Origin of the sequence: Paenibacillus senegalensis JC66, from assembly GCF_000285515.1 — a bacterium.
GTDB classification, from domain to species: domain Bacteria; phylum Bacillota; class Bacilli; order Paenibacillales; family NBRC-103111; genus Paenibacillus_L; species Paenibacillus_L senegalensis.
In genome coordinates this window covers 1-3,636 of the sequence record NZ_HE610964.1, presented here as the reverse complement: position 1 = coordinate 3,636, position 3,636 = coordinate 1, and the positions used below count along the sequence as shown (strand labels likewise).

Below are 3,636 nucleotides of genomic sequence, written 5' to 3'. Positions count from 1 at the left end.
AATTGCAAGCGGTGTAAGTCTACTTCTATTAATTCAAGGTGTTGGAGGGATTATAAACCGATTAGCAGATGGGGGTCCAAGCTGGTTTCTCGTTAATTACATCGAGGCTTTGCAAGGGTATGAAATATTAGCCAGTGTAGCACTATTAATACTTGGAGCAATTATTGGTGCAGGTTCTCTCAAAATAAAAGGCAAAGATGACTAAGCTATTATCCACTCAAGAACACATAGTTACTGAACCAAGGAAACTGTCATTACAACTTGTTTCAGAAATTAGGGCTGGGACCTATATTGAAATACGTCCACAATTGGTATGTTTAACCTTAAAAAGATGTCTTTTATACCTCTTACCATACGCGAAAGTGGTTGTTTGTAAGTTCCACATTGTCCCGAATGGCTAACCAAGCATTAGACGGTGTTAGAAAGGCTATCAAAGCTAAAATGACAGCTTAGGAAAGGCATAACCAATGCGTTAAAGGTTTATCCTCCTAAAGCGTAAACACGATCTAAATGAGCGTGAAGAATTTCTCTTAAATGCTCGGTTAGGTATTCTGCCTGATCTGAAAGTAGCCCATGAACTCAATAAGTCCGCATTGAACGGCCATAACCAGGGCGTAACGAGGCTACCGAGAATCGCGGTTGGTAATTCGAATCCGGGTTGCCGTAAACTTACCCGAAGAGAAAACACTCGGATCGATGCCCGCAAAGGCGACAAATTTTTTAGGATGATCAATCGGTTGATTTCTCCAATTTCCGATAAAATTGTTGCAACAATTTTATGGACGAAACCGGGAATCGACTGGATTAAATCATACTCTTCGATTTCTCCAGCCAGAGCATCTATGTTCTGTTCCAGCTCAGCAAGATGCTCTTGGTACTGAAAAATGAGGGCCATGAGAACCTTTAAATTAATTAGTGGCTCGAGTACATGGTTTGCTCAAATGGATTTTGTTTTGCCGCATCCAGCAGCCGCTTTACTCGCTCGTTAATCCAGGCCTTGAACGACCTCGTTTCGTTGAAAGCAATTCTTTTGGCTTTAAGCGTTTATTGGTCCGTCTGCAAAATTGAATATGACGTTGGAATCACTTAAGAACCTTAGTGAAATGCCTGAATACATAGCTCAGAAGACACCTTTATAGGCAGGGAAAACCTGATCCAAAACAGCTTGAAATTGCAATTTATTCTGTCACACATCTTCGAAAGAGACACATATTGTCGCGTTAGATAGCGCAGATTAAGCAGTTGCACACTAAAAGGTTGAAACTCTTCTTTGTAGTACAGCTCTCCCAAAAGATAAGCATCAGCAGCATAGGTCTTCACTTTACGAAGATTGGACTTAGCAGAAATCGCAATAACATCGTCTAAATCCAGTGTTTTAGTAGGTGACACGTCTATCATTCTGCTTGTCCTACCTCGAGTCCAAATAATCTAAAGATCGCTGCGCAAAAAACGAATGATGACTTGCGTAAATTCTTTTTCCTTGGATTCAATTTCGATTTCATGTCCCAGCTTTAGCACAAGCCGGTTCGCCAAATAGAGCCCCATACCTGTCGATTTCGATTGTATTCTGCCGCTTGATCCAGTAAAGCCTTTATCGAACACTCTTCCGATATCCTCCGGGCTTATGCCGGTCCCGGTATCCCTTATGACAAGACAAGTTGTATTTGGTGTATGTTGTATGTCAAAGGATACGGTCCCGCCGGCATTTGTATACTTCAGTGAATTTGCGATGATCTGTCCAATAATAAAGGAGAGCCACTTCGGATCGCTGTAAACGAAAACCTCGTCTTCTCGCATAAAAAAGGTGATTTTTCGCTCAATAAACAGTTTTGCGTATTTCTTGACGGTCTCCTTCACAAGGCGGTTCAGAGATACCTCTTGAATGAGATAGTCTTTCGAGAAGGAATCAATCCGGGAATAGTAAAGTGCCTGTTCCACAAATTGGTCAATCTTATCCAGCTCGTTTTCGAACAGATCAGCGATATAGGCGGCGCTCTTGCCGTCGGTATTTTGAATCAGGAGCCTTGTCGCTGTAATGGGGGTTTTCACCTCGTGAATCCAAGCCATGATAAAGTCCTTGTAATCGAGCTTTTCGTCGAACAGCTTTTCAACTTCCTTTGTGTGTTCGAGATACAGCTTTTTAATAAAGCGATAATACAGCTCTTGTTCATGATTATTCGCTTTCGGGAAGATCGCCGCGTTCTCAATCCCTCCATCTTGGCATAATTCCCGCAACGTCTTCAGACTTGGATACATGCGGAAATAATCCGCAACAAGATAAACCGCGGATATGAAAAGACCGCCGATATTTACATAAATAATGTTCGGCGCATAATTGTTCTGGGATACCGCGGCAATCACCAGTGAAATAAAAATCATCAATACGACATAGTAAGAAAGGAAGAGTCGTTTATCGTTCAAATAGTTTAGAAACTGCAGAACAATTGTACCAAGAGGTCGGCGTTCGCGATCCAGCGGACTTGTACGAGGTCACTTTTGATCAATTAATTGGACTGGAGAGGTTCGGCGAGAAGAAGGCAAACAATTTACTTGAGGCTATTGAGAAGAGTAAGCAGAAGGATCTTGGCTCCTTTTTGTTTGCTTTAGGAATCCCTAACACCGGGAAAACAACGACTAGAGAGCTGGCCGAGCATTACCGCAGTCTCGACCGGATCATGCAGGCTTCTGTTGAAGAATTAATGGAGCTTCCTGATATCGGGGGCATTGTTGCTGAAAGCATCGTCACTTTCTTTTCGGACTCGCTTATGCGTAAGAGTATTGAAAAAATGCTTAGTCTTGGTGTCCGCCCTTATGCTGAAGAGGCGGCAGCTCCGGCAAATGAGGATCATCCTTTTTACGGAAAAACGATTGTCATTACCGGCACATTGTCTTCATTCGGCCGCGATGATCTGTCCCGCAAGTTGGAGGCACTCGGGGCAAAAGTAACCGGGAGTGTATCCAAAAAGACAGATTTGGTTATTGCTGGCGAAAGTGCTGGGAGCAAACTGACCAAAGCTAAGGATCTGGGGATTGAAGTATTAGAGGACGAGCAGGAACTGTTGAAACTTCTGGAAGAGTAGACCTGTGTAATTTACAAAATCAAAGGCAGTTTCCGTTCTTTTTGGAATGGTAGCTGCCTTAATTCATCCAGTAAAAATGAAATAAAAAATAATTGTTGATTAGGGTGTTTGAAACTGTCGTAATTAGGTTAAATATAGAAACACTAAAAAAAGCTTGCATATCTTTTCTTATCTGTGGTATATTAGTTCTCGCCGTCTTCGACGGTTTATCCGACACTTTGATGTGAAAGTTATTAATAAAATTTATTGTTGACTTTCAGCTTTCAACGTGGTAAGATATGATCTTGTGACAGCGAAAATGCTTCACAGATATAAGCTCTTTGAAAACTGAACAAATAGATTGGAAATTAAGCCAGTGCAGCGGTCTAATGGACCGTGTGCAAAACGTTGATTTACATGAGCTAATCGCTCTACGGATATAGACCGGACCTGATTCGTCAGGAAAGGTCCTTTTACGGAGAGTTTGATCCTGGCTCAGGACGAACGCTGGCGGCGTGCCTAATACATGCAAGTCGAGCGAATTGGAGGGAGCTTGCTCCCAAAGATTAGCGGCGGA

General features: G+C 42.4%; 2 protein-coding genes, 1 rRNA gene and 2 pseudogenes. 3 read left to right on the top strand and 2 right to left on the bottom strand.

Features of this window, described 5'->3' with window-relative positions; all coding sequences use genetic code 11:
- The first annotated feature begins 1 nt into the window (after position 1).
- Positions 2-205 carry a hypothetical protein gene (locus tag PSHG_RS30175; RefSeq protein WP_010278563.1) on the top strand — a complete coding sequence of 68 codons (204 nt, stop codon included), beginning with the start codon at positions 2-4 and terminating at the stop codon, positions 203-205.
- 421 nt (positions 206-626) lie between these two features.
- Here PSHG_RS30175 and PSHG_RS32100 read toward each other — a convergent pair.
- Together PSHG_RS32100 and PSHG_RS32045 are read right to left on the bottom strand one after the other, a co-directional pair.
- Positions 627-1,338: pseudogene (locus PSHG_RS32100) on the bottom strand (transposase); the annotation flags it as partial.
- Positions 1,339-1,428: 90 nt separating this feature from the next.
- On the bottom strand, positions 1,429-2,421 hold the full coding sequence (locus tag PSHG_RS32045) for a sensor histidine kinase (protein WP_010278557.1): 993 nt from the start codon (positions 2,419-2,421) through the stop codon (positions 1,429-1,431).
- Positions 2,422-2,423: 2 nt separating this feature from the next.
- On the opposite strand from PSHG_RS32045, the pseudogene PSHG_RS29665 reads away from it, so the two are divergent.
- Together PSHG_RS29665 and PSHG_RS23440 are read left to right on the top strand one after the other, a co-directional pair.
- Positions 2,424-3,080, top strand: a pseudogene (locus tag PSHG_RS29665) (helix-hairpin-helix domain-containing protein); the annotation flags it as partial.
- 451 nt (positions 3,081-3,531) lie between these two features.
- Positions 3,532-3,636 (top strand): 16S ribosomal RNA (locus tag PSHG_RS23440); the annotation flags it as partial.